Here is a 22,682-nt window from a genome sequence, read left to right as displayed (position 1 = left end):
CCCTGGTCCCTGCCACGGTCCCATTCAACCCGTTGGCGGTGACAACTCGCGCCGGGTTCGGGAAACCGGGAGGGGGCGGCTCCGGGGCGAGGTCCCCCCAGAAACAAGAAAGGACCCCCCGCGCACCCGCCAGAGCCCACTTATCCTTGCTGCCTTCCGGCCCTGGGGAGGTTCGTAGGGTGACGCCGCACGAGGGGTCTGCCCCGAGTGTATCCGAACCGGGCACCCCCGCAACCCGGGACGGACCGTCGTCCGGCCGCCGTCGGGACACGTTCCGAGCACCCCCCGAAAGCCTGTAGAGTTGTCCACGGAGGATTCGCCTAGTGGCCTAGGGCGCACGCTTGGAAAGCGTGTTGGTGGCAACGCCTCAGGGGTTCGAATCCCCTATCCTCCGCCAACAGGAGCGAAGGCCCCGACCGGACACCGGTCGGGGCCTTCGTCGTTGCCGCCCTCCGCCTCGGGGTCAGGTCGCCGAAGCCCTCCCGGTGGCTCCGCGCTGTGGCACTGCCGGGACCGGAAGGCGGGCTACTTCCCGACCGTGCTGGCGACCCAGTCGCCGTGCTTGGCCGCTTCGGTGAAGACCCACGGGCCCACGCAGGCCACGTTCTCGTCGTAGTCGCCGTCACGGCTGACCAAACCGACCAGCTCCCAGTCCCCCCTACTGCCGCGGATCACAGGGCTGCCGGAGTCGGTCGAGCAGACCTGCGCCTCATCGGTGGGGTGTTCGGAGCACAGGTCGCCGTCGAGCTCCGCGCACCGGTCGTCGGGCACGATCTCGGTGTCGAGCTGCTGCAGGATCTCCGGTTTGGGCTCCCAGCCGAGCTCATCGACCACACCCCAGCCGAGGGCGCGCACCGCCGCACCCGGCTCCGGCCGGTCCCCGGCGACGCGAACGGGCGCCTGATCGACCGGGGAGTCCAGCTTCAGCAGTGAGAGGTCCTTGCTTACGAGGAGAAACGAGTGGGGGTAGTCGGGGTCGTCGCTGACGTCCTGCGCCTCGTAGTCCGGGTGCTGGACCACCTTGGTCACCTCGCGTTCGCTGCCGCCCTCGCCGATGTCGTTGCTGCCCACCCGCACGGAGATACCCTCCGTCACCAGCAGGTCGGAGTCGGAGCAGTGGGCGGCGGTGAGCACCCGCTGCTCATCGATCAGCGCCCCTCCGCAGTAGTGCAGGCCCTGGTCGTCGAACAGGGCGGTCACGAACGGATACTCCTCGGTGGCGTCGACCCCGCCGAGGACAGCGGAGGCGGGAGCGGCCGGCACCACCGCACCGAGCAGCGTTGCCAGTCCCGTCGCCCCCGCGGCTGCCGCCACGCGACCCCGGTTTCGTCCGTTCCCATTCCCGTTCCCGCGAATACCGACCATGTCCGACCCATCCCTCAGGTTGCACCAGTGACCAAGCCATTGCTTTCTGTCACGCACGACCCTAGGAAATCTGCCCTGTCCGGACATCGTCCGCGAGAGCCAACTCGCCCCCCTACAAAAGTCGGCCCCGCAACGCCTTCCGGCTTACGAAGGTCGGCCTGCGGGCGCGCCTCTCAGGCCTTTCGCGTCATCTCGGCTCCGGCCGCCGGCAAACCCCCTGAAACGGGCGGTGAAGGCTTCTCGGCGCCTTGGAGGATGGCCCGTCACAGGCACCCACGGGTACTCGACCGACGTCGCCGCGCAGACGGGTTCCGGCTCCCCCACCGCCTTCCGCGAACGCCTCCGCGCGGTGGTGGGCACCAGACCGCAGACCCGCCGCAAGGCCTTCCAGGGAAGTGGAGCAGCCGATTCCGGATAGGCGACACGGGGATTGATCGGTCTGGCGACCTGTGGACGGGTCAGACCGATCTACGGCCTGGGGATGTTGCGCAGGTTGGAGCGGGCGAGGTCGATCATCGAACCCACACCGCCCCGGAGCACGGTGCGTCCGGCCGACAGGGCGAACCCGGTGACCTGGTCGGCGGTGATCCGGGAGGGCATCGACAGCGCGTTGGGGTCGGTGACCACGTCCACCAGCACGGGCGCGTCCGCGTGCAGCGCCTGGTGCAGGGCCTCCCGCACGTCCTGCGGCTCCTCCACCCGGATCGCCCGCATCCCCAGGGCCTCCGCGACCGCCGCGTAGTCCACCGGGGCGTGGTCGGTCTCGAAGGCGGGCATGCCGTCCACCATCATCTCCAGCCGGACCATGCCGAGCGAGGAGTTGTTGAAGACCACCGTGGTGATGGGCAGGTCGTGCTGCCGGACGGTGATGAGCTCACCGAGGAGCATGCTCAGGCCACCGTCACCGGACATGGACACGATCTTGCGGTCCGGCGCGGCGTAGGCCGCCCCGATCGCGTGCGGCAGGGCGTTGGCCATGCTGCCGTGGGTGAAGGAGCCGATCACGCGGCGGCGGCCGTTCGGGGTGAGGTAGCGGGCGGCCCACACGTTGTTCATCCCGGTGTCGACGGTGAACACCGTGTCCTCCGGGGCCAGGGAGTCGAGGACGCTCGCCACGTACTCGGGGTGGATCGGGGTGTGGTGCTGGATGTTCTTCGTGTAGGCGTCGACGACCCTGGTCAGGGCGCGTTCGTGGCGGCGGAGCATGTCGCGGAGGAAGGAGTCGTCGGTCTTCCTGCGCACCAGCGGCCGCAGGGCGCGCAGGGTCGCGGCGACGTCCCCCTGGACGCCGAGCCGGAGCGGGACTCGGCGGCCGAGGCGGCGCGGATCGCGGTCCACCTGGACGACGTTCCTTCTCGGCAGGAAGTCGTCGTAGGGGAAGTCACAGCCGAGCAGGATCGTGAGGTCGGCGTCCTGGAGCGCCTCATAGCAGGCGCCGTAACCGAGCAGCCCGATCATGCCGACGTCATGGGGGTTGTCGTACTGGATCCACTCCTTGCCGCGCAGGGTGTGCCCGACCGGTGCGTTGACCTGGTCCGCGAGGGTGACGACCTCCTCGTGTGCGCCGCGGACCCCGGCACCGCAGAACAGGGAGACCGTGTCGGCCTCGTTGATCCGGCGCGCGAGCTCGCGGACGTCGTCCTCGCTCGGCCATGCGGTGGCCCGGCCCGCCGTCACGGGTGTGGTGTCGGCGGGGCCGCCGGCCGCGCGCCCGGCGACGTCTCCGGGCAGGACGAGCACGGCCACGCCGGGGGTACCGAGGGCGTGCTGGACGGCGATCCGGGCCAGCCGGGGCATCTGGTCGGGGTGGGAGACCAGTTCGCGGAACTCGGTGACGTCACCGAAGAGCCGTTCGGGGTGGGTCTCCTGGAAGAAACCGGTCCCGATCTGGTGCGAGGGGATGTGCGAGGCCAGCGCGAGTACCGGGGCGCCGCTGCGCTGGGCGTCGTAGAGCCCCTGGACGAGGTGGGTGTTGCCGGGGCCGCAGGACCCGGCGCAGACGGCGAGCCCTCCGTCGACCTGGGCCTGCGCGGAGGCGGCGAAGGCGGCGGCCTCCTCGTTGCGGACGTGGACCCACTCGATGCCGTCGGTGGAGCGAACGGCGTCCACCACCGGGTTGAGGCTGTCCCCCACGACCCCGTAGACACGGGTGACGCCCGCGGCGAGCAGTGTTCGTACGAGTTGTTCGGCGACGGTGTTCCTGGTCAAGACGGACCCTCCCGGGGCGCGGCGCGGCCGGGGGCCGGGTTCCCGCCCCCGGACAACGCTAGGAGCGTCCCGAGCGGATGTGCCGGACCGCCACGCTCCGGTCTTCCGACGCCGGGACGGGGGTGTCCGAACCCGGGTGGTGCACAGGGCTCATAGTCGTCTTTTTGATTATTGTTCGGTGGTAACCAGGAAAGGGGCGGGACATGAGGTTGGACGGGGACCTGCGCTACGTCGCGCTCGGGGACAGCCAGACCGAGGGGATCGGGGACGGCGACGAGAGTGCCGGCTACCGGGGATGGGCGGACCGGTTCGCGGAGCGGCTGGCCGCCACCGGGGCACGGGTCGACTACGCCAACCTCGCGGTGCGCGGCCGCCTGGCCGAACAGGTCCGTGCGGAGCAGCTCGAGGACGCCCTGGAGCTGCGCCCGGACGTGGCGACGGTCTTCGCCGGGGTCAACGACCTCATCCGCCCCGGGTACGACGCCGACGCGGTCGTCGGCCACCTGGAGACGATGTTCGCCGAACTCACCGGGGTCGGCGCACGGGTGGCCACGCTGACCTTCCCCGACATCGCGAGGATCGCCCCGCTGGCCAGGCCCCTGGTTCCACGAGTACTGGACTTCAACGCGCGTGTGCGCGAGGCCGCGGAGCGGCACGGGGTGGCGGTGGCCGACACCGCCCTGCACGAGGTCGCCACGGACCGTCGCCTGTGGCAGGGCGACCGGCTGCACTGCTCCCCCGAGGGCCACGAACGGATCTCCGGGGCGGTGGCGCACGCGCTCGGCATCCCCGGCAGCGACGACTCCTGGGCGGACCCGCTGCCGCCGCTGCCCGCGCCCGGAGCCTGGCGGACCGTCGCGGCGGAGGTCCGATGGCTGGGTTCGTTCCTCGGCCCCTGGGTGGTTCGCCGGGTCCGGGGCCGGTCCTCCGGTGACGGCCGGACCGCCAAGCGCCCCGCGCCCCTTCCGGTGGTCCTCTGCGGCGAAGGGTCCTGAACCGTTCCTGGCCGCTCACTGCCCCCTCCGGTCACTGCCCCCTCCGGGGCTCCGTGCGGCCCCGGGGCCCGCCCGCGCGGGGTTTGCCGGAACCCCCGTGCGCTTCATTGTGCAACTTGTTGCATAATGAAGGCGGTCGGCAGGACACCGGCCGCGAGGCACCCCGCGAGGAGACGTCATGAGCGAGTACCCCCACCTTCTGGAACCCCTGGACCTGGGCTTCACCACCCTCAGCAACCGCGTGATCATGGGCTCCATGCACGTCGGCCTCGAAGAGGCGCCCAACGGGTTCGAGAGGATGGCCGCCTTCTACGCCGAGCGCGCCCGCGGCGGCGTCGGCCTCATCGTCACCGGCGGCATCGCCCCCAACCCCGAGGGCGCCACCCACGGCGGCAGCGCCAAGCTCACCAGCGAGGAGGAGGCCGCCGAGCACCGGATCGTCACCGACGCCGTGCACCGCGAGGGCGGCAGGATCGCCATGCAGATCCTGCACACCGGCCGCTACGCCTTCAGCGAGGAGTCCGTCTCCGCCAGCGCCCTCCAGGCGCCGATCAGCCCCTTCGTGCCGCACGCGCTCACCGAGGAGGAGATCGAGCGCACCATCGAGGACTTCGCCCGCTGCGCCGAACTCGCCCGCAGCGCCGGGTACGACGGCGTCGAGATCATGGGCTCCGAGGGCTACCTCATCAACCAGTTCATCGCGCCCGCCACCAACCGGCGCGAGGACCGCTGGGGCGGCTCCTTCGACAACCGCGTCCGCCTCCCCCTGGAGATCATCCGCCGCGTCCGCGAGCGCGTGGGCGAGGACTTCATCCTCATCTACCGGCTCTCCATGCTCGACCTGGTGCCCGACGGCTCCACCTACGACGAGGTCGTCGAACTCGGCAAGCGGGTCGAGACGGCCGGAGCCGACATCATCAACACCGGTATCGGCTGGCACGAGGCCCGCGTCCCCACCATCGCCACCTCCGTGCCGCGCGGCGCCTACACCTGGATCACCCAGCGCCTCAAGAAGGAGCTGACGGTCCCCCTGGTCGCGGTCAACCGCATCAACACCCCCGAGATCGCCGAACAGATCATCGCCGAGGGCAGGGCCGACATGGTCTCCCTCGCCCGCCCGATGCTCGCCGACGCCGAGTTCGTCGCCAAGGCCGCGCAGGGGCGGTCGGAGGAGATCAACACCTGCATCGGCTGCAACCAGGCCTGCCTGGACCACACGTTCAGCCTCAAGATCACCTCCTGCCTGGTCAACCCGCGCGCCTGCCACGAGACCGAACTGGTGCTGTCCCCCACCCGGACCCGCCGGAACGTGGCCGTGGTCGGCGCCGGCCCCGCCGGGCTCGCCTTCTCCGTCTCGGCGGCCCAGGTCGGCCACAGCGTCACCCTCTTCGACTCCGCCGACGCGATCGGCGGCCAGCTCAACATGGCCCGCCGGGTGCCCGGCAAGGAGGAGTTCAACGAGACCCTCCGCTACTACCGGGTCCAGCTCGCCAAGCACGGTGTCGACGTCCGCCTGAACACCACGGTCTCCGCGGCCGACCTCGACGGCTACGACGAGGTCGTCATCGCCACCGGTGTCACCCCGCGCACCCCCGACATCCCGGGCGTCGACCACCCCAGTGTGGTCAGCTACGTGGACGTGCTGCGCGGCGGCGTCGAGGTCGGCGAGAAGGTCGCGGTCATCGGCGCGGGCGGCATCGGCTTCGACGTGGCCGAGTTCCTCACCGACGGCGGCGAGGACGCCAGCCAGGACCCCGAAGCGTTCTTCCGGCAGTGGGGCGTGGACACCGACTACAGGGAGCGCGGCGGCCTCGGCGCCCCCGAGCGCTCCGCACCGCCCCGCTCGGTCCACCTGCTCCAGCGCAAGACCAGCAAGGTCGGCAAGGGCCTGGGCAAGACCACCGGGTGGATCCACCGGCTGGAGCTGCGCCACCGCGGCGTGGAGATGGTCGCGGGCGCCGACTACCGCCGGATCGACGACGAGGGTCTGCACCTGACCGTGGACGGCGAGGAGCGCGTGCTCGACGTCGACACCGTGGTGGTCTGCGCCGGCCAGGACCCGCGCCGCGAACTGGCCGACGAGCTCACCGCCGCCGGACGCACCGTGCACCTGATCGGCGGCGCCGACGTGGCCGCGGAGCTGGACGCCAAGCGCGCCATCAAGCAGGGCACCGAACTCGCCGCCGCCCTGTGACCACCCCGCCTAGAATGCGCTCATGTCCCTGCCCCACGCGATCCTGACCGCCCTGCTGGAGAAGCCCTCCTCCGGACTGGAACTGACCAGGCGGTTCGACCGCTCCATCGGTTACTTCTGGTCCGCCACCCACCAGCAGATCTATCGCGAGCTGGGCAAGTTGGAGAAGGCCGGGCTCATCCGGGCCCTGCCCACCGACTCGCCCACCCGGGGTCAGCGCAAGGAGTACGAGGTGCTGCCCTCGGGGCGGGCGGAGCTGGAGCGCTGGGTCGAGGGACGGGACGAACCGCGCGACCCCCGCGACCCCCTGTTGCTGCGTTTGCGCGCGACCGGGGTCGTGGGGGTCGGTGACGGCCTGATCGCCGAGCTGCGCCGCCACCGTGAACTGCACGCCGCCCGTCTGGCGGAGTACCGGGAGTTCCAGCAGCGCGACGCGGCCCGCGGGCACGGGACGGAGCGGGACCGCGTCCACGGCCTGGTGCTCCAGGGCGGGATCGACCTCGAACTCTTCTGGGTGAACTGGCTCGACAAGGCCATCGACGGCCTCGCCCACCCCGAGCCGGCCGAGCGGGCCTGCGGGCCCACCCCCTAGGCCCGGCCGACGCGCCGCTTTCCGGCCGACGCACCGCCCGCGGCAGGGCCCCGGCGCACGAAAAAGCCGCCCCCGGCGACTGCCGGGGGCGGCTGATGCGGTGGATGAGGGATTTGAACCCTCGAAGGGTTGCCCCTTACCCGCTTTCGAGGCGGGCGCCATCGGCCACTAGGCGAATCCACCGAGAGAAACTCTACCGGATACGGCGCCGTGCGAAAAACCGAACCAGCAGATCCGAGCACCTCGCGGCGACGTCCTCGCTGATCAGATCCGGTGGAACGACTTCGGGACGGTGGTTCTGCCGGGGGTCCCGGACCAGGTCCCACATCGAACCCACCGCTCCGGCCTTGGCGTCACGCGCCCCGTACACCAGGCGGTCGACCCGGGAGAGCACCACGGCTCCCGCACACATCACACAGGGCTCCAGGGTGACCACCAGGGTGCAACCGGACAGGCGCCACTGTCCGCGCTCCCCCGCGGCCGCGCGCAGCGCCAGAACCTCGGCGTGTCCGGTCGGGTCCCCGGTCGCCTCGCGTTCGTTGCGACCGCGGCCCAGGATCGCCCCGTCGGGGCCCAGCACCACGGCGCCGACCGGTACGTCGCCGGTCCCGGGGGCGAGCTCGGCCTCGGCCAGGGCGGCGAGCATCGCGCCGTCGAGCGCGTCCCGGTCGAGTTCGGGCAGGCCCCCCACGCGTTCACAGCCTCATCGAGTCGAGGAGGTCGGCGAACCCCGAGCGTTCGGCGACCACCGCGAGGACGTCGCTGGGCAGCACACCGCCGCCCACGGACAGGGAGGCGAGTTCGTCCTCGGTCACTCCGAGGTCGGTGAGCAGGTCCCCGTCCCCGTCCGGCCTGGGGTCGGGCCGGGCGCCCGCGCTCTCCGCGGGCTGTGGGGCACCGAGACCCCCTGCCTCGGAGAGCACCTCGGCCAACGGGTGGTCGTGCACGACCCGGCCGTCGGAGAGGTAGACCTTCGGGTCGGTGCCCGACTCGTCCACCCGGACGACGGCGAACCACTCGTCATCCGCCTCGACGAGCAGAAGGGTCAGATCGGTGGCCCATTCCGTGGCGAAGTCCAGCATGAGATCGGTGACGTCGTCGATGGCCTCCACGTCACCGAGATCGACCTCACTTCCCCGCCAGGTCTTCCCGTTCGGAGCGAAGACGGCTGCGAAGGTCGACACCGCGTGCCCTCCTGTCTCTCCAGGTCGTTTTCCAGGCGATCCCTACCCCATCACGTCCAGGACACGCTGGAAGGACTGGGCGAATCCCAACCGCTCCGCCACGCTGGCCAGCACCTCGTCCGGGTACAGGTCCAGGTCGCCGGCGAGGGCGCCCAGCTCCATCTCGTCCAGACCCAGGTCCGCGACCACGGACAGGTCACCCGCGGGCAGGACCTGGTCGAGGTCGTCATCGTCGGGAAGTTCGATGTCCAGGTAGTCCAGGACGTCCCTGGCGACCTGCCAGTCGACCGACGCGGTCACGTCGGACAGGAAGAGGGAGACCTCGCCGCCGTATACCCGGACGATGATGAAGAAGTCGTCGCCGACCGACACCAGGCCGAGGGAACCGCTGATGCTCGGCTGTTGGCGCAGGGCGTGGATGAGCCCTTTGAGGTCGTGCGTCAGTGCGACGGGGAGGAGGTCGACATCCCAGTACTCCTCTTCCCTGTACGCGACGGCCGCGAAGTCACCCGAGTCGTCGTCACCATGATCGAGCACTGTCATCGTCACCCCAACCCGGACGGTGTTTCGGTGCGGACGAGAGGAGCCCGGCTCGTCCGTGCGAGTGTCATGGTAACGATCACTCCCACCTCGCCGTAGCCCCTCGTCCACCGTGGAACGGACCCAACGTTCTCATGACAGGCGCCTGCCCCGCGCCCCCGTGGCCGATCCCGTTGCCGACGGCCCCCGGTCGAGGACGCCCGGAGCGGTACGTGCGGGGACGGCGGGGCCCCTCAGCGCCCTGGTCCGGGTGATACGCGCGGTTAGACTCGGGCTGGCCCCTCACCCCCTCAACCGCCATGTTGCCCCAGCTCACCCGGAGAACGTTTTGGAAACCCTGGTCGTCGACCACCCCTTGGTCGCGCACAAACTGACCACCCTGCGCGACGTGCGGACCGACTCACCCACCTTCCGGCGGTTGACCGACGAGCTGGTCACCCTGCTCGCCTACGAGGCGACGCGGGACGTCCGCGTGACGGAGGTCACCATCGAGACCCCGCTCGTGCAGACCACCGGTACCCAGCTGAGGCGGCCCACCCCGCTCGTCGTCCCGATCCTGCGCGCCGGCCTGGGCATGCTCGACGGCATGACCCGCCTGCTGCCCACCGCGGAGGTCGGCTTCCTCGGCATGGCGCGCGACGAGGAGACGCTCCAGCCCGCCACCTACGCCGACCGCCTCCCGCAGGACCTGTCCGGACGCCAGTGCTACGTGTTGGACCCGATGCTGGCCACCGGCGGCACCCTGGCCGCGGCGCTGAAGCTCCTCGTCGAGCGCGGCGCCGACCACATCACCGCGATCTGTCTGCTGGTGGCGCCCGAGGGCCTGGTCGCCGTGGAACAGAAGCTGGCCGAAAACCTGCCCGAGAACCACGGGGCCACGCTGCGCGTCGTGACCTCCGCGGTGGACGAGCGCCTGAACGAGAACGGCTTCATCCTCCCGGGCCTGGGCGACGCGGGCGACCGGCTCTACGGCTGCGCCTGACTCCGCCCCCCAGCGAGAGTCCGCGCCCAACCAGATCACCGGTTGGGCGCTTTTTCGGCTCTTTTCGGCTTGGGATGAATGAACGCCCGAAAATCGGGCACTGGTCCCAGCGTGCCCAGGTGTCCCCCCAGGTCGAGCCCGCTCGCCCGGCTTCGGGCGACACGTTATTGCATTAGCCGAATTCATTTCGAGATTGGAACGTAACAGATTAGAGTGATCATGGTTCCTGACCACCCGTAACCGGGTGCACCAGCCAGACCGAAACCACCCCACAAGGGGCTCAGCCCACTGATACCCGAACGTCGCCGCCCGTTTCCGGCGCGGCGCTCCGGCAACCCTCCAGTGGCTACATAAAGCCCCCGAGCGCACACGCGCCGTGCTGTTCCGTCCTCGCAGCCCTAAGGAGTGAGATGCCCGAGAACCCCTCCCCCTCGACAACCCAGGCCAACCGCGACCCCCACTTCAGCCCAGTCATCAGTCGCCTGTCCTCGGAGTTCTCCGGCGTGCACAACTCCTCCACCGTCTCCCGATGCGTGGACGCGGCCAGACACGGCGCCCAGGACGTGACCGGGCGGGCCACCCCCGACCTCGTGGAGCGGATCGCCCGCCAGCACCTCCAGGTCCTGGCCCTGGCCTTCGCCGAACAGCACTGAGGCCCCTCCCCCGCTCCGGGCGGGTTTCGGGCCTGCATTTCCTCCCCCTTCGGAACGCGAAGAACTGGCTCCCCCACTGTCTCCCGCCCCGATTCGGCGGCCCTTCCACCGGCACCCGGCGGCCACCTCCAGTACTGCGGCACGGAAGCCAGAGCGCTCCCCGCCCTTCCTTCCACCCCTGTGACCTGCACCTGAAAGGAACCCCTTTTCCGGACCACCATTCACGGGGTCACCAACACCACCGGAACCGGACACAGCCCGCAAGAGCCGAACGTCCGACATACCGCCACGCCGAGGGTGCGCCCCAGGCTTTACGGGCATGATGGTCGATGGAACAATCACTGCTGGGTTGGTGGGTCAGGTGGATTCCAAGGGGAGTCAGTCGTGGCGAAGTTGAAGAAATGGGGCGGTTACGCGCTCATAGGTTTCGTGGCTTTTTATCTGCTCACGCAACCAGAAAGCGCGGCCGGAGTGATCCAGAGCGGACTGGATCTCCTGGTGGGCGGCGCTGAGTCGATGTCCCGGTTCGTCAACACGCTGCTGTCGTAGCCGGATGGATCGGGTGTCATGAAGCTCGTCGCCTCGAGCAATGCGGCTCCAGCGTCAGTCAACCGCTATCTCCTGCCCCATGAGCAGGACGTCGTGACCATCCGTCGGCACCCCGCGGTCCTGATCGGACCGGTGGGCGCGGTACTGGCGGCTCTGGTGCTCGCGGCGATCCTGAGCAGGACGATGGGCGCCGACAGCACCGCGACCCTGGCCGTCATCTGGTGGCTCTGGCTGCTCGTGTTGGTGTGGTTCGTGTGGCGGGTGGCCGAGTGGTCGGTCGACTACTTCGTCATCACGTCGGCACGCCTACTGCTCACCACGGGACTGATCACCCGGCAGGTGAACATGATGCCGCTGGGCAAGGTCACCGACATGCGGTTCGAGCGAACCCTGGTCGGCCGTTTCCTGGGCTACGGAACCTTCGTGATGGAGTCCGCCGGTCAGGACCAGGCACTCAGCCGGATCGCCTTCATCCCCTACCCCGAGCAGCTCTATCTCGAGGTCGTGGGACTGATCTTCAAGGAGTAGCCGGGCCGGGCCACCGGCCCCGAGCGCTCAGGGAGCACCCGTCCAGGTGGCGGGTGCTTCTCCGTGTTCGGGGCAGCAGTGGTTCCCACCCCGTTCACCTTCCGTTCACTTTGAGGGCCACAGGCCCCGCGAGGCCCAGCCCAGACGCGCCGGCAAACAGAACCGGATTGACTCAAAGGTGAACATAGGGTTAACTTAGCTCATCTGATAAGGAAACGAGGAGGGCTTCATGGCACGCAGCACCGAACCCGGGCCGCACCTCACTCGCTCCGTGACCACCCCTCGGCGCACCCGATCCGCCGCCACGAGCCGCCGACTGGCCGGCCTGGCCCCGGAACCCGCGCTGGTCCCGAAGCCGCGCGAGGACGCCGACACGACCACTTCGGAGCACCCGATCATGCACTGGGTCCTGGTCACCGACGACAACGGACGCACCCGACCCGAGGCGCGCTGGCTCTAGCCCCAGCCCCCCACCGGACGCGACACGAAGGGCCGCCCGCAACGCGCGGGCGGCCCTTCGCCATGCCCGGCGAAGGGACCTCGCGGTCACTTTCCGAAGCCTCTTCATCGCTATGTCGACAAATCGGCAAGGCAATAAATGCTGTTACGGGTGTCCCTATCAGGGCCAGACAGCGGGGACTCCGGGTGACACCCATCTCACTCCGGCACTGTTGACGTCCAATAAAACGAGACGTATCGTCTCATCCATGAGGCTCTACTTCTTCCTGTAACCCCGCGCCGGACGCCCGCGTTCCGAGCAGCCCCACCGCGACCGCGGTCCCGGGCCGCTCCGCCGGCGTCAGCACACCGCGGTCGTGTACGGACAGCCTCGTCCCCCCTGTTTCGGTCCTTGCCACAGCTGTGTTCGCACATCCGAAACCCCAGGGCTCTCCCGGTCGATCCGCGGCACCGAAAAGAACCGGCACCACACGGACCAGGAGAAACGCATGCTCGGTACACGACTTCGACACCGATCCCAACTCACCCTCGGCGAGATCAGCAAAAGGTACGGGGACCACACGGTCCTCGACCGCGTCAGCCTCACCGTCAGCCCGGGCGAACGCGTCGGCGTGATCGGGGACAACGGGTCCGGCAAGAGCACCCTCCTGCGTCTGCTCGCGGGCGAGGAGGAAGCCGACAACGGAGAGCTCACCGTCCGGACCGCCGGCGGTGTCGGCTATCTGCCCCAGACCCTGGAGGGGGTGTCCGGCGGGGTGCCGCACGGAACCGTCGGCGACGCGATCGACGCCGCGCTCCGGGACCTGCGCGAACTGGAGTCCCGGATCCACGCGACCGAGGCCCGCCTCGGCGCCGCCTCACCGGAGGAGCTGGACGCCTACGGCGACCTCGTCGCCGAATTCGAGGCGCACGGCGGCTACGGCGTCGACGCGCGCGTCGACTCCGGACTGCACGGCCTGGGCCTGCCGGGCCTGGACCGGGACCGGCCGCTGCGCACCCTGTCCGGCGGGGAGCGTTCGAGGTTGGCCCTGGCCGCGATGCTGGCCGCGTCGCCCGAACTCCTCTTGCTGGACGAGCCCACCAACGACCTGGACGACCGGGCGGTCGCCTGGTTGGAGGACCGGCTTCGGCGGCACCGGGGCACCGTTGTCGCCGTCACCCACGACCGGGCCTTCCTGGCCGAGGTGACCGACACCGTGCTGGAGGTGGACGCGGACACGCACCGGATCACGCGCCACGGCAACGGGTACGACGGATTCCTCACCGCCAAAGCCGCGGCCCGGGCCCGCTGGACTCGTGAGTACGAGGAGTGGAGACACGAACTGGCCAGGCAGCGGAGGCTGGCCGACAACCACGTCGCCGCGCTGCGGGCGATCCCACGCAAGATGGCCAAGGCCGCCTTCGGGCACGGCGCTTTCAAGATGCGCGGTGCCGCGCACGGCGCCATGGGCCGGATCCGCAACGCCAAGGAGAGGATGGAACGACTCACCGAGAACCCGGTGGCGCCGCCGCCGGTACCGCTCCGGATGGCCGCAGAGTTCACCGGTCCCCGTGCTGAGGGGGAGGCCCCGGAGGGGTCCGCCCCGATCGCCGAGCTGGAGCGGGTCCGCGTCGACCACAGGCTGGACATCGGTGCCCTGTCCCTGGCTCCCGGTGAACGGGTACTGGTCACCGGACCGAACGGGGCCGGGAAGACCACCCTGGTCCGGGTCCTGTCCGGGGAGCTGGCACCGGACACCGGCCGGGTCGCCCTACCGGACCGGATCGGCCTGCTGCGCCAGGAGGACGCCCGGGTCGCCCCGGGACGGACCGTGCTCGGAGCCTACGCGGCCGGGAGGCCGGGGAACGCGGAGGAGTACCGGGACGAACTGGCCTCGCTCGGCCTGTTCCGGCCCGCGGAACTCGACCAGGAGTTGGTCTCGTTGTCCGTGGGCCAGCGCCGCCGGATCGAGGTGGCCCGGCTGACTTCGGGCGCACACGACCTGCTGCTGTTGGACGAACCGACCAACCACCTCTCCCCCGGACTGGTGGAGGAACTGGAGGAGGCGCTGGCCGAGTACACGGGCGCCCTGGTCCTGGTGACGCACGACCGGATGATGCGAGAGCGCTTCCGCGGCCGCCACCTCGAACTGCACGGAGGCGCTCTGATCGGCGACTCCGGCCGCGCGTGAAGTCGACGTATCGCTTTGTCGACATTTTGGTTCGCACATAAGTCGACTTATGGATTGACCGATACAACGGGGCGTGACCGTACTGGTCACGTCCCGTACTCGTGAGCCGCCGTTCACCGGCTCCCGTTCACCGGAGCGCCCCGCTGGACCGGCCCGGGTTCGCGGCGGTGCGCCCCAGGGCGAGCGCGACAACCCCGGCCAGCAGCGAGACCGCGGCCAGAACCCAGAATCCGGCATGGGTACCGGCCGCTGCGGCCGTCGGCGCGGAAGCACCGTTGTCCAGGCCGACCGCCGCTGCGGCTGCCGAGACCGGGGCGACGACCGCCAGTCCGACCCCGGCTCCGGACTCGTTGAAGGTGTTGAGCAGCCCCGAACCGACCCCGGCGTGCGTGGCCGGAATCGGGGCCGAACCGAAGGTGTACAGCGGCACGAACATCGTCGGCAGACCCAGCCCGAACACCGCCAGCGCGGCGATCACCACGGCGGCCTCGCCGGTTCCCGAAGCGGTCCCGGCGAGGATCACCGCGATCGAGGCCGCCTGAACGAGGACCCCGACCAGGTGGACCCGGGTCATCCCGATCCGAGCCGCGAGGCCGGGGACCGCGAACGCCGAGACGAGAGACCCCAGACAGAGCGGCAACAGCGCGAACCCGGTCTCCAGCGGGGACATCCGGTGGACCGTCTGGAGGTGATTGCTGGACAGGTACAGCGCTCCCAGCATGAGCGTCGCGGCCAGCAGCAGACCGAACCCGGCCCAGGCGTAGGCCGGGGTGCGCAGGAGGAACACCGGCAGCAGCGGGTCTGCGCTGCGGTCCTGGTGTCGGAGCAGCAGGGCGAGGAGCACGGCGGAGGAGACGAGCGCGACCCACGGCCACGGTCGACTCAGGCCCTCCTGGAGTTCGATGAGTCCGAAGCACAGCATCCCGATCCCGAGCGTGGCGGTGACCGCCACGGGCAGGCGCATCCTGGTCCCCGCCGCCCCGGGCATCGGAGCAAGCCAGGCGAACGAGGCGGCGACCACCGCGAGGACCACGGGGATGTTCACCAGGAACGCCCACCGCCAGGACAGGTACTCGACGACGACCCCGCCCAGGACCACACCGAGCACCGCGCCGATGACGCCCAGACCGCTCCACACCGCCAGGGCCGTGTTGAGCTGGGCCGGCACACGACCGTAGACGGACACGATGACGGAGAGCGCCGAGGCCGAGAGCACCGCGGCCCCTGCTCCTTGGCAGAGGCGGGCCACGACGAGAACGGATTCCGTGGCGGCGACTCCACAGACCAGCGAGGCCGCGCCGAACAGGACGAGTCCGAGAAGCAGTGCCCTGCGCCGCCCGAGGGCGTCGGCCAGACGACCGCCGAACAACAACAGCGCGCCGTAGGTGAGGACGTAACCGCTGATCGTCCACTGCAGCGCGGTGGCCCCGGCCCGGAGGTCGCGGCCGATCGACGGGAGCGCGACATTGACGATCGTCGAGTCGAGCATGACGAGCATCTGCGCGATGCCGACGATCGCCAGTGCTGACCATGAGGCTCTGGCCGTCACCGGGTCGGGTGGAGCGATGCGGCTTTCGAGGAGGTTCTGTCGGTCATCGTGCGGACCTTTCCCGGCGGGGGCGAAGCGCTATTTATATGCTCACGCATATTGTTTCGACCGACAGAGTACATGCCCGGGCATACAATAGGGGCGGGAGAGAGGAGAACCAGTGACGGCACCCCGTGAAACAGAGGCGGCGGCCCACCGTGCCCTCGGAACCTGGCTCGGCATCGCCCGCCCCGTCGAGGCGGTCAGCACCCGCATCGAGGCCGAACTCGGCGAACAGCACTCCCTCTGCCTGAGCGCCTACGAGATCATGACCCACCTGATCGGGCACCCCGGCTGGACACCTCTGGCAGAGGTGTGTCGGGCGGTCGGCCGCTCACAGCCCCGCATCTCCCGCCTGGTCACCCAGATGCAGGAGCAGGGGCTGGTCGACCGCGAACGCGTGGCCGGCGACGGCCGCGCCTTCCAGCTCAGGCTCACCGCCGAGGGACACCGCGTCCACTCCGAGGCCTCTGCCACCCTCGTCCGGACCCTGGAGGAGGCGACCCGCGAACACCCATCGCTCGCCGAGCTCCTCCCCCGCCCCGCGATCGGATCCGACACCGTGTCGACTGACTAACCCGGCGCCATGTCGACGAATCGGCTGTAGTGGCCCTGGAAGGCGACGGTCACGTCGGCGGTCGGACCGTTACGGTGCTTGGCCACGATGATGTCGGCCTCGCCCGCGCGCGGGGACTCCTTGTCGTGCACGTCCTCGCGGTAGAGCAGGATGACCATGTCCGCGTCCTGCTCGATACTGCCCGATTCGCGAAGATCCGACACCTGTGGGCGTTTATCGGTGCGCTGCTCCGGGCCACGATTGAGCTGGGACAGCGCCACCACGGGCACCTCCAGCTCCTTGGCGAGGAGCTTCAGCGAACGCGACATCTCCGAGACCTCCTGCTGACGGCTCTCCACCCGGCCGGGCGAGCTCATCAGCTGGAGGTAGTCGACGATCACCAGTTTGAGGTCGTGCTGCTGCTTGAGGCGGCGGCACTTGGCCCGGATCTCCATCATCGACATGTTCGGGGAGTCGTCGATGAACAGGGGCGCACTGGCCACCTCGCCCATCCGTCTGGCCAGCCGCGCCCAGTCCTCGTCGGTCATCAGACCCGAACGCATGGTGTGCAGCGGCACCCGCGCCTCCGCCGAGAGCAGGCGCATGACGATCTCGTTGCGCCCCATCTCCAGGCTGAAGAAAACGGACGTCATCTCGTTCTTGATGGACGCGGCACGCGCGAAATCCAAGGCCAGGGTACTTTTTCCCACGGCCGGCCTCGCAGCGATGATGACCATCTGCCCGGGGTGCAGGCCGTTGGTGAGGGCGTCGAAGTCGGCGAAGCCGGTGGGGACACCGGTCATGCTGCCGTCGTTGGCGCCGATGGCCTCGATCTCGTCCAGGGCGCCCGGCATGATGTCGCCGAGGACCACGTAGTCCTCGCCGGTGCGCTTCTCCGCGACCCGGTAGATCTCGGCCTGGGCATGGTCGACGAGGTCGTCGACCTCTCCGTCCCCCGCGTAGCCGATCTGCGCGATCCGGGTGCCGACCTCGACCAGGCGGCGCAGGACGGCGCGGTCCGAGACGATCTTGGCGTAGTAGCCCGCGTTGGCCGCGGTGGGGATCGCCTCGGTGAGGGTGTGCAGGTACGGCGCCCCGCCGACCCGGGTGGCCTCGCCGCGCTTGGTCAGCTCCGCGTTGACGGAGATGGCGTCGACGGGTTCGCCCCGGGAGAAGAGGTCGACCACGCTGTCGTAGATGATCTGGTGCGCGGGCCGGTAGAAGTCCGCCGAACGGATGATCTCGACGACCTGGGTGATGGCGTCCTTGGACAGCAGCATGCCACCGAGGACGCTCTGCTCGGCCTGGATGTCATGGGGTGGGGTGCGCTCGTATCCGCCTTCTTCAGGTGGTTGCCCAGCGACGCTCACGAACTTCTCCCCACACCGGTCGCGTGCGTCGGCCCGGGTCGGACCGACCCTTCCAGGATGCCCCATCCCGGACGCCGGGGGCGCCGCCCGGCACGCCTGTGGACAGTCCCCTACCACCACATCCGGAGCCATGTGCGGCATTGCGCGCACAGGTTATGCACATCACCTGTGGATAACTTTGCCGCGAACCATCAACAGCCCACCTGAACTGCGAAAACATGGGCCATGGGCGGGACGTGCAAGATGTCTCACAGGGTGGCTTTCCACAGGTTATCCACAGGCTTCGGCGGCCCTGTGGAAAAACCCACAGGGAAGGTCGAACGCCTGTCCGGTACTGTGGCTCCGTCATGGCCACACTCCTCTCGGCTGCCCCCTTCCGGCACCGTCACGACCGCGAGATCTTCGCCCTCGCCGTCCCCACGTTCTTCGCGCTCATCGCCGAACCGCTCTTCCTGCTCACCGACGCCGCGATCGTCGGCAGCCTGGGCACCCAGGCGTTGGGCGGGCTCGGGGTCGCCGGCCAGGTCCTGCTGACCCTGGCCGCGGTGTGCATCTTCCTCGCCTACGGGACCACCGCAGCGGTGGCCCGCAAGTTCGGTGCGGGCGACATCCCCGGCGGCATCCGGGACGGGGTGCACGGACTCTGGCTCGCGGTCCTGCTGGGAATCGCCGCGATCGGGATCGGCTGGCCGCTGGGCCCGTGGATGGTCGACCTCCTGGGCGCCTCCCCCGAGGTCGCGCCGTACGCCCTCACCTATCTTCGGATCAGCCTGCTGAGCACCCCGTTCCTCCTCGTCGTGATGGCCGGGACCGGGGTGTTGCGCGGCCTCCAGGACGCACGGACCCCACTGGTGGTCGCGGTGGCCTCCTACGCCGGGAACGCCGCACTGTGCGCGGTCCTCGTGTTCGTGTTCGACTGGGGCATCGCCGGTTCGGCGTGGTCGACGGTGATCGCGCAGGGGGCCGGCGCGTTCTGGTACACGGCTGCCATCGCCCGGTCGGCACGGAGCAGGGGCGTCTCCCTTCTGCCGACCGCGTCGGGTCTGCGCACCTCCGCGTCGGCCGGTTTCGCGCTGTTCCTGCGCAGCGTGTCCATGCGTGTGGTGGCGCTGGTGACGACCGCCGTCGCCGCCCGGCTCGGCGACGAGTCGATCGCCGCGCACCAGGTCAGTTACAACATCTGGGCCCTACTGGTTTTCGCGATGGACGCCATCGCCATCGCCGGGCAGTCGATCGTGGGCCGCTACCTCGGCGCCGGAGACGTTCGGGGGACCAGGGACTCCACCCGGCGCATGGTCGAGTGGGGCGTGATGTCGGGCCTGGTCTTCACCGTCCTGGTGTTCCTGGTGCTGCCCTGGGCCCACGTCCCCTTCACCTCGGACCCGCAGGTGGCCACACTGATCACGGCCTCCCTCGTGGTGGTGGCGCTGATGCAGCCACTCAGCGGGGTGACCATGGTGCTGGACGGCGTCCTCATGGGCGCCGGCGACCAGCGCTACCTGGCCTGGGCCTCCCTGTGGACGATGCTCGCCTTCCTGCCGTTCGCCCTGGTCCTCCCCCGGCTCGCCGTCTCCGACGTGTGGGGGCTGGTGGGGCTGTGGACCGCGTTCTCCGTGTGGATCCTCGCCCGCGCCGTCACCCTCGGCCTGCGCGCCAGGGGCGAGGCCTGGCTGGTCACCGGAGCGACCAGGCCCTGAAAACACGAAACCGCCCCTGCGGCGGGGAGCAGGGACGGTTCCGGGGGATCCTCGGTCAGGTGGTCGTGTCGAGTTCCCCGATGGCAGGACCGTGGTAGAAGGTCGCGACCCGTTCGGACCGCGGGGCGGTCGGGTAGGTCGGCAGCTCTTCCAGGGTCAGTTCCTGCCCGACGTGCCTGCTGAGGTGTCGGAGCTGTTCGCGCAGCCTGCTCCCCACGTCGTCGCGCAGCTCGGGCAGCATCGAGTAGAGCTTGTCGCCCGGGCAGCTGGTGGCGTTGTAGTCGCGGTGTCCCACGATCGCCTCCTGCGGGTCGAGGCGGTACACGAGGCACAGCCACGCACAGGTGTCGACCAGGGAGGACATGAGCGTGCCGGGCGGGCTCGCCGAGGTGTAGGTCCCCTCGTTCTCGATCCCGATCGTGTGCGAGTTGTGGTTCGCGGTGTGCGCCCCGAGAACGTGGCCGCCGTCCCGGACCGCCTGGAGCGTCCTGTCCCGCCCCTCCATGATGTGGCCGCCGCGGCTGATCGTCAGTTGCTGTCCGGTGTCGTTCCACCCGTTGTGGTCCATGTGGTAGCGCTGGATGGACCGGGACAGTGCGGCGGCGTGGCTGGTGGAGGTGTCCGACACGTTCCCGGTCGCGGTGTGGTGGACGACGATGTGGGTCGGCCCCTGGCCCAGTACCTGAACCGCCCTCTTGGGCGCACGCGCCCCCCAGTCCGCCCGGGTGTAGACCTTGGGTACCGCGGCGGCGGTGGCCGGTGCTGCCGGTGACACCCCCAGCGCGCCGCCGAGGAGCACTCCTCCGGCGGCCAGAGCGGTTCCTCGCAGCATCGTCCTGCGGTCGACCGCCCCGGGGCGGTCGGTCTCGGGTCGTCTCTCAACGGCCATCGGTATGCTGTCCTCTCCGTGCGGAGCGCCGCGGGACGCGACGCGACACAGAGAACACGTTAAGTTACAAAGAGTAATCAAAGGGTTGTTTTCACAGCCCGGGCGTGTTCCACCGACGCAGCAGGCCCCGCCCCTCCAGAGGAGGGACGGGGCCTGGGACCGGGACGGTCAACGCCTACTAGGCGCCGACGATCTCCAGCTTGATCGTCGCGGAGACCTCGGGGTGCAGGCGGACCTGGACCTTGTAGTCACCGACGGACTTGATCGGGTTCTTGATCTCGATCCGGCGCTTGTCCAGCTCGGGACCGCCGGCGGCCTTGACGGCCTCGACGACGTCCGCGGGCGTGACCGAACCGAACAGACGACCACCCTGGCCCGCGCGCTGCTTGAGGCGCACGTTCAGGGCACCGACCCGGCCGGCGACCTGCTGGGCCTCGTCCAGGGTGCGGATGTCACGCGCCTTGCGGGCGCGCTGGATCAGGTCGATCTGCTTCTGACCGCCACGGGTCCACCGAATGGCGAACCCGCGGGGCAGCAGGTAGTTGCGACCGTAACCGTTCTTCACCTCGACGACATCGCCGGGGGCTCCGAGACCGTTGACCTCGTGGGTCAAAATCAGCTTCACGACAAAAACCTCCCTCGGATATCGCCGCTAGCGAGCGGTGCTGGTGTAGGGCAGCAGGGCCACCTCGCGCGCGTTCTTGATCGCGGTCGCGACGTCGCGCTGGTGCTGGGTGCAGTTGCCGGTCACCCGACGGGCACGGATCTTGCCGCGCTCGGAGATGAACTTACGGAGAAGCGTGGTGTCCTTGTAGTCGATGTAGGACTGCTTCTCCTGGCAGAAGAGGCAAACCTTCTTCTTGGGCTTGCGCGCTGCCGGCTTAGCCATCGTGGTGCTCCTTCGCAAGAGCCCCGGGGTCCTCCCGGGGATGGGCTGGGACAAGGGATAAGGTGGCTCGGCCCCGAGGGGCCGGGCCGGGTGTTACGCGGGGTGGGCGCCGTCTAGAACGGGGGCTCGTCGGAGAAACCTCCGCCGCCGCCACCGAAGCCGCCGCCACCGCCGTTGGTCGCCCACGGGTCGTCGGCCGGGGCACCGCCGCGGCCGCCCTGCGGGCCGCCGAAGCCGCCGCCCTGGTTCCCGTAGCCGCCACCCTGGGGCTGTCCGCCCTGGGGCTGGCCGCCACCGAAACCGCCCTGCTGACCGCCGAATCCGCCGCCCTGGCGCTGCGTCTTCGTCACCTTGGCGGTGGCGCTGCGCAGAGCCGGGCCGACCTCGTCGACGTCGATCTCGAAGACGGTCCGCTTCTCACCCTCGCGGGTCTCGAAGGACCGCTGCTTCAGACGGCCCTGCACGATGACGCGCATGCCGCGCTGAAGGCTCTCGGCCACGTTCTCCGCGTACTGCCGCCAAACGGTGCAGGTGAGGAACATGGACTCGCCGTCCTTCCACTCCCCTGCCTGCTTGTCGAAGGTACGGGGCGTCGAGGCCACACGGAAGTTGGCGACCGCGGCTCCACTGGGCGTGAAGCGCAGTTCAGGGTCGTCGACGAGGTTGCCGACGAGCGTGATCTGGGTTTCGCCTGCCATGGATCGGCTCCGGTTCGAGATAGTTCGGATCAGGCGGTTTCGCCTGTGCCCCGTATCATCCACGTCCCTGGGGACAGAATCGGATGCGCGGGGTCAGGGGGTCGGGGCAGCGGGCTGCCTAGTGAACCTCGGGACGCAGAACCTTGGTGCGGAGCACGGCCTCGGCGATGCCGAACTGACGGTCGAGCTCCTTGACCGTCTCGGGCTTGGCGGTCAGGTCGATGACCGCGTAGATGCCCTCGGAGTTCTTGTTGATGTCGTAGGCGAGACGACGCTTGCCCCAGATCTCCGTCTTCTCGACCGAGCCGCCGTCGTTGCGGACGACGCCCAGGAAGTTCTCCAGCGACGGAGCGACGGTGCGCTCGTCGAGGTTCGGGTCGAGGATGACCATGATTTCGTAACGACGCATAGGCGTACGTTCCTCCTCTGGACTGTTGCGGCCATGGAATCTCCATGGCAGGAGGGCAGGAGCCCGGGACCACGCCGCCCCGGTCGGGCCGGGGCGTGCCACTCGGGCTCTGAGCCATACGGGAGCCAAGGCTACCAGCAGCGGCGCACCACCGGTGCTGGGCTGT

Annotated in this window: 23 protein-coding genes, 2 tRNA genes and 1 other RNA gene; 12 read left to right on the top strand and 14 right to left on the bottom strand. The window is 69.7% G+C overall.

All coding sequences use genetic code 11. From position 1 onward, the window contains the following. Window positions 1-106: 106 nt before the first annotated feature. Window positions 107-202: signal recognition particle sRNA small type (gene ffs, locus ACUKCB_RS21595), an RNA gene on the bottom strand. 107 nt (window positions 203-309) lie between these two features. Between ffs and ACUKCB_RS21590 the strand changes: the two genes are divergently transcribed. After that, window positions 310-397 (top strand) — tRNA-Ser (locus ACUKCB_RS21590). A 128-nt stretch (window positions 398-525) separates the two neighbouring features. On the opposite strand, the gene ACUKCB_RS21585 is transcribed toward ACUKCB_RS21590, so the two are convergent. Beyond that, window positions 526-1,314 carry a S1 family peptidase gene (locus ACUKCB_RS21585; protein ID WP_473037405.1) on the bottom strand — a complete coding sequence of 263 codons (789 nt, stop codon included), beginning with the start codon at window positions 1,312-1,314 and terminating at the stop codon, window positions 526-528. Window positions 1,315-1,833: 519 nt separating this feature from the next. Further along, on the bottom strand, window positions 1,834-3,573 hold the full coding sequence (locus ACUKCB_RS21580) for a pyruvate dehydrogenase (RefSeq protein ID WP_473037404.1): 1,740 nt from the start codon (window positions 3,571-3,573) through the stop codon (window positions 1,834-1,836). Between the two features lie 203 nt (window positions 3,574-3,776). Between ACUKCB_RS21580 and ACUKCB_RS21575 the strand changes: the two genes are divergently transcribed. The 3 genes from ACUKCB_RS21575 to ACUKCB_RS21565 all read left to right on the top strand — a co-directional run bounded on the left by ACUKCB_RS21575 (window position 3,777) and on the right by ACUKCB_RS21565 (window position 7,354). Then, a complete protein-coding gene (locus tag ACUKCB_RS21575; RefSeq protein WP_473037403.1) occupies window positions 3,777-4,568 on the top strand; it encodes an SGNH/GDSL hydrolase family protein in 792 nt (263 codons plus the stop codon). A gap of 178 nt (window positions 4,569-4,746) precedes the next feature. After that, window positions 4,747-6,762 (top strand): NADPH-dependent 2,4-dienoyl-CoA reductase, encoded by a 2,016-nt coding sequence (locus ACUKCB_RS21570; RefSeq protein ID WP_473037402.1) that lies wholly within the window; start codon window positions 4,747-4,749, stop codon window positions 6,760-6,762. 22 nt (window positions 6,763-6,784) lie between these two features. Then, window positions 6,785-7,354, top strand: coding sequence for a PadR family transcriptional regulator (locus ACUKCB_RS21565; RefSeq protein WP_473037401.1), 570 nt, complete (start codon window positions 6,785-6,787; stop codon window positions 7,352-7,354). A 98-nt stretch (window positions 7,355-7,452) separates the two neighbouring features. Here ACUKCB_RS21565 and ACUKCB_RS21560 read toward each other — a convergent pair. From ACUKCB_RS21560 to ACUKCB_RS21545, 4 genes are all read right to left on the bottom strand, one after another. Further along, a tRNA-Ser gene (locus ACUKCB_RS21560) sits at window positions 7,453-7,537 on the bottom strand. Between the two features lie 10 nt (window positions 7,538-7,547). Further along, a complete protein-coding gene (locus ACUKCB_RS21555) occupies window positions 7,548-8,000 on the bottom strand; it encodes a nucleoside deaminase (protein WP_473041092.1) in 453 nt (150 codons plus the stop codon). A 49-nt stretch (window positions 8,001-8,049) separates the two neighbouring features. Then, entirely contained in the window at window positions 8,050-8,538 is a 489-nt protein-coding gene (locus tag ACUKCB_RS21550) for a tRNA adenosine deaminase-associated protein (RefSeq protein ID WP_473037400.1), read from the bottom strand. Between the two features lie 42 nt (window positions 8,539-8,580). Then, complete coding sequence (locus ACUKCB_RS21545) at window positions 8,581-9,081, bottom strand: tRNA adenosine deaminase-associated protein (RefSeq protein WP_473037399.1); 501 nt, start codon at window positions 9,079-9,081, stop codon at window positions 8,581-8,583. Between the two features lie 325 nt (window positions 9,082-9,406). Between ACUKCB_RS21545 and upp the strand changes: the two genes are divergently transcribed. The 6 genes from upp to abc-f all read left to right on the top strand — a co-directional run bounded on the left by upp (window position 9,407) and on the right by abc-f (window position 14,420). Next, window positions 9,407-10,060: a uracil phosphoribosyltransferase gene (gene upp / locus ACUKCB_RS21540; RefSeq protein ID WP_473037398.1), complete on the top strand. Its 654-nt coding sequence runs from the start codon at window positions 9,407-9,409 to the stop codon at window positions 10,058-10,060. Window positions 10,061-10,470: 410 nt separating this feature from the next. Next, entirely contained in the window at window positions 10,471-10,713 is a 243-nt protein-coding gene (locus tag ACUKCB_RS21535) for a hypothetical protein (RefSeq protein WP_473037397.1), read from the top strand. Window positions 10,714-11,097: 384 nt separating this feature from the next. Continuing rightward, the gene (locus ACUKCB_RS21530; RefSeq protein ID WP_017545737.1) at window positions 11,098-11,262 is read left to right on the top strand and encodes a hypothetical protein; all 165 of its coding nucleotides are present in this window, start codon (window positions 11,098-11,100) and stop codon (window positions 11,260-11,262) included. Between the two features lie 18 nt (window positions 11,263-11,280). Next, complete coding sequence (locus ACUKCB_RS21525; RefSeq protein WP_473037396.1) at window positions 11,281-11,790, top strand: PH domain-containing protein; 510 nt, start codon at window positions 11,281-11,283, stop codon at window positions 11,788-11,790. Between the two features lie 229 nt (window positions 11,791-12,019). Continuing rightward, on the top strand, window positions 12,020-12,250 hold the full coding sequence (locus tag ACUKCB_RS21520; protein ID WP_191267947.1) for a hypothetical protein: 231 nt from the start codon (window positions 12,020-12,022) through the stop codon (window positions 12,248-12,250). 487 nt (window positions 12,251-12,737) lie between these two features. Then, window positions 12,738-14,420 (top strand): ribosomal protection-like ABC-F family protein, encoded by a 1,683-nt coding sequence (abc-f, locus tag ACUKCB_RS21515; RefSeq protein ID WP_473037395.1) that lies wholly within the window; start codon window positions 12,738-12,740, stop codon window positions 14,418-14,420. Window positions 14,421-14,547: 127 nt separating this feature from the next. On the opposite strand, the gene ACUKCB_RS21510 is transcribed toward abc-f, so the two are convergent. Then, window positions 14,548-15,969 carry an MFS transporter gene (locus ACUKCB_RS21510; protein WP_473037394.1) on the bottom strand — a complete coding sequence of 474 codons (1,422 nt, stop codon included), beginning with the start codon at window positions 15,967-15,969 and terminating at the stop codon, window positions 14,548-14,550. Window positions 15,970-16,129: 160 nt separating this feature from the next. Here ACUKCB_RS21510 and ACUKCB_RS21505 point away from each other — a divergent pair, with 160 nt between their 5' ends. Then, entirely contained in the window at window positions 16,130-16,585 is a 456-nt protein-coding gene (locus ACUKCB_RS21505) for a MarR family winged helix-turn-helix transcriptional regulator (protein ID WP_473037393.1), read from the top strand. Here the strand turns inward: ACUKCB_RS21505 and dnaB are convergent. Next, window positions 16,582-17,934, bottom strand: a complete 1,353-nt coding sequence (gene dnaB / locus ACUKCB_RS21500; RefSeq protein ID WP_473037392.1) for a replicative DNA helicase — start codon at window positions 17,932-17,934, stop codon at window positions 16,582-16,584. The two genes, ACUKCB_RS21505 and dnaB, sit on opposite strands and share 4 nt — an antisense overlap. Window positions 17,935-18,281: 347 nt before the next feature. Here dnaB and ACUKCB_RS21495 point away from each other — a divergent pair, with 347 nt between their 5' ends. Beyond that, window positions 18,282-19,631, top strand: coding sequence for an MATE family efflux transporter (locus ACUKCB_RS21495; RefSeq protein WP_473037391.1), 1,350 nt, complete (start codon window positions 18,282-18,284; stop codon window positions 19,629-19,631). A 55-nt stretch (window positions 19,632-19,686) separates the two neighbouring features. Here ACUKCB_RS21495 and ACUKCB_RS21490 read toward each other — a convergent pair whose 3' ends face one another. From ACUKCB_RS21490 to rpsF, 5 genes are all read right to left on the bottom strand, one after another. Continuing rightward, window positions 19,687-20,520, bottom strand: a complete 834-nt coding sequence (locus ACUKCB_RS21490) for a peptidoglycan recognition protein family protein (protein ID WP_473037390.1) — start codon at window positions 20,518-20,520, stop codon at window positions 19,687-19,689. A gap of 178 nt (window positions 20,521-20,698) precedes the next feature. After that, window positions 20,699-21,145: a 50S ribosomal protein L9 gene (gene rplI, locus ACUKCB_RS21485; RefSeq protein WP_452543029.1), complete on the bottom strand. Its 447-nt coding sequence runs from the start codon at window positions 21,143-21,145 to the stop codon at window positions 20,699-20,701. Window positions 21,146-21,172: 27 nt separating this feature from the next. Next, window positions 21,173-21,409: a 30S ribosomal protein S18 gene (gene rpsR / locus ACUKCB_RS21480; RefSeq protein WP_013155832.1), complete on the bottom strand. Its 237-nt coding sequence runs from the start codon at window positions 21,407-21,409 to the stop codon at window positions 21,173-21,175. Window positions 21,410-21,522: 113 nt separating this feature from the next. Then, on the bottom strand, window positions 21,523-22,107 hold the full coding sequence (locus ACUKCB_RS21475) for a single-stranded DNA-binding protein (protein ID WP_191267955.1): 585 nt from the start codon (window positions 22,105-22,107) through the stop codon (window positions 21,523-21,525). A 118-nt stretch (window positions 22,108-22,225) separates the two neighbouring features. Beyond that, the gene (rpsF, locus tag ACUKCB_RS21470; RefSeq protein WP_191267956.1) at window positions 22,226-22,516 is read right to left on the bottom strand and encodes a 30S ribosomal protein S6; all 291 of its coding nucleotides are present in this window, start codon (window positions 22,514-22,516) and stop codon (window positions 22,226-22,228) included. Window positions 22,517-22,682: the final 166 nt, after the last annotated feature.

This window comes from Nocardiopsis moroccensis, assembly GCF_055763695.1.
This window is presented reverse-complemented; position numbering and strand designations above follow the sequence as displayed.